General features: G+C 69.4%; 3 protein-coding genes. 2 read left to right on the top strand and 1 reads right to left on the bottom strand.

Annotated features, from left to right (window positions below):
• Window positions 1-314, top strand: a 314-nt coding sequence (locus tag ACEN88_RS29640) for a chemotaxis protein CheB (RefSeq protein ID WP_413345462.1), incomplete at its 5' end; no start/stop codon positions are given.
• Window positions 315-356: 42 nt separating this feature from the next.
• Entirely contained in the window at window positions 357-1367 is a 1011-nt protein-coding gene (locus tag ACEN88_RS29635; RefSeq protein WP_413345460.1) for a diguanylate cyclase, read from the top strand.
• A gap of 3 nt (window positions 1368-1370) precedes the next feature.
• On the opposite strand, the gene murB is transcribed toward ACEN88_RS29635, so the two are convergent.
• On the bottom strand, window positions 1371-2261 hold an 891-nt coding region (murB, locus tag ACEN88_RS29630), incomplete at its 5' end, for a UDP-N-acetylmuramate dehydrogenase (protein ID WP_413345458.1).

The following is a 2261-nucleotide window of genomic DNA, read 5'->3' as shown; positions in this document are numbered from 1 at the left end:
ACCACCTGCGCCTCACGCCCGAACGCCGCCTCGTCTACGATGCCCATCCGCGCGACGAGGTCTACCGGCCGTCGGTCGACGTGTTCTTCCACTCGGTGGCGCGGTACTGGAGCCGGAACGCCACCGGCGTCCTGCTCACCGGCATGGGTCGCGACGGCGCCGCGGGCCTGCTCGCCATGCGCCAGGCCGGCCAGGCGACGATCGCGCAGGACGAAGCCAGCTGCGCCGTGTATGGCATGCCGCGCGCGGCGGCCGAACTGGGCGCCGCGGAGAAAATTTTGCCGCTCAACAATATCCCTATCGCATTAGGGTAAAATGATGACCGACATTCATTTCAGTCCCGCCAACGATTCCCGATGTCCGCAGTCAGCCACTTCCAGGGCCGCGAACGAGACGACGCCGACTACAAGGTGCGCGTCCTGCTCGTCGACGACCAACTCATCATGATCGAAGCCGTCCGCCGCATGCTGGCGCGCCACGACGACATCGAATTCCAGTTCGTCACCGACGCGCGCGCGGCGCATGCGGCCGCGCTGCGGCACCGGCCGACCGTGATCTTGCAGGACCTCGTCATGCAGGGCGCCGACGGCTTCCAGCTGATCCGGGCGTACCAGGAAGACGAGGCGCTGCGCGACATTCCGGTGGTCGTGCTGTCCACGCGCGACGAAGCGAAGCTGAAGGCGCACGCGTTTGCCATCGGCGCGCACGACTACCTCGTCAAGCTGCCCGACCAGCTGGAACTGGTGGCCCGCATCCGCCACCATTCCGCCGGCTACATCAGCGGCCTGCAGCGCGACGCCGCCTACCGGTCCCTGAGCGCGAGCCAGGAGAACCTGGCACGCGTCAACGAGGAACTGCGCCGCCTGGCCGCGCTGGACGGCCTCACGGGCATCGCCAACCGCCGCCGTTTCGACGAAGCCGTCCACGTCGAATGGCAGCGCGGACGGCGCCAGCAATTGCCGCTGGCGCTGCTGCTGTGCGACGTCGATCATTTCAAGCTGTACAACGACCACCTGGGCCATCCGGCCGGCGACCTGTGCCTCAAGAAGGTGGCCGCCGTGCTGACCGGCCAGTTGAAGCGCCCGGCCGACCTGGCGGCGCGCTATGGCGGCGAGGAATTCGCGCTGCTGCTGCCGGACACCGACGTCGCCGGCGCGCTGCGCGTGGGCGAGGCATGCCGCGCGGGACTCCAACAGCTGGCGCTGCCGCATCCGGGGGCGCCGTGCGGGTATGTCACGATGTCGATGGGCGTGGCCTGCATCGTGCCGGGCGAGGACGACGGCCCGGACGACTTCATCGCGCGGGCCGATGCCGCGCTGTACGACGCCAAGCGCAGCGGCCGCAACCGGGTGTCCGCGGCCGGGTGAGCCTTACACCAGCACGGGTTCCGGCTCGAGCCGCACGCCGAAGCGCGCCTCGACGTCGGCCTGGATCGCGCGTGCCAGCGCCATGATCTCGTGCCCCGTCGCGTCGCCATTGTTGACCAGCACGAGCGCCTGCTTCGGATAGACGCCCGCGCGTCCCAGGTTTTTTCCCTTCCAGCCGCAACGGTCGATCAGCCAGCCCGCGGCCAGCTTTTCGCTGCCGTCCGGCTGGGCGTGGTGCACGAGGTCCGGCCACGTGGCCAGCAGGCGCACGCAGTGCTCGCGCGGCACGACCGGATTCTTGAAGAAGCTGCCCGCGTTGCCGATCTCGGCCGGATCGGGCAGCTTGCGGCGCCGGATCGCGATCACGGCATCCGCCACCGCGCGCGCGGTCGGCGCGGCGATGTCCCGCACCGCCTGCGCGAGTTCCGCATAACGCAGGTTCGGCGTCCACGCGCGCGGCAGTGCGAACGTCACGTCCAGCACGACGAGCGTGCTGCCTTCGGCGTGCTTGAACACGCTGTCGCGGTAGCCGAAGCGGCAGGCGGCCGCGTCCATGGTGCGGATCGAACCGTCCGCGAAGTCGAACACGGTCAGCGAGTGAAAACAGTCCTTGACCTCGGCACCGTACGCGCCGATGTTCTGGATCGGCGACGCGCCGACCGTGCCCGGGATCAGCGCCATGTTCTCCAGGCCGCCGAGGCCCTGCGCGATCGTCCATTCCACGAACGCATGCCAGTTCTCGCCCGCTTGCGCACGCACGAGGATGGCGTCGGCCGTCGCGCCGACGATCTCCCTGCCTTCCAGCCCCATGTGCAGCACGAGGGCATCGACCTCGTCGCGCGCGATCAGGAGGTTGCTGCCGCGCCTCGTGCTCGGCGGCGATGGCCTGCAGCT

The sequence above is a fragment of the Massilia sp. CT11-108 genome (assembly GCF_047302915.1).
GTDB lineage: Bacteria > Pseudomonadota > Gammaproteobacteria > Burkholderiales > Burkholderiaceae_D > Telluria > Telluria orientalis.
The sequence above is the reverse complement of the archived record's forward strand: the minus strand, read 5'-3'. Positions and strand labels throughout refer to the sequence as shown.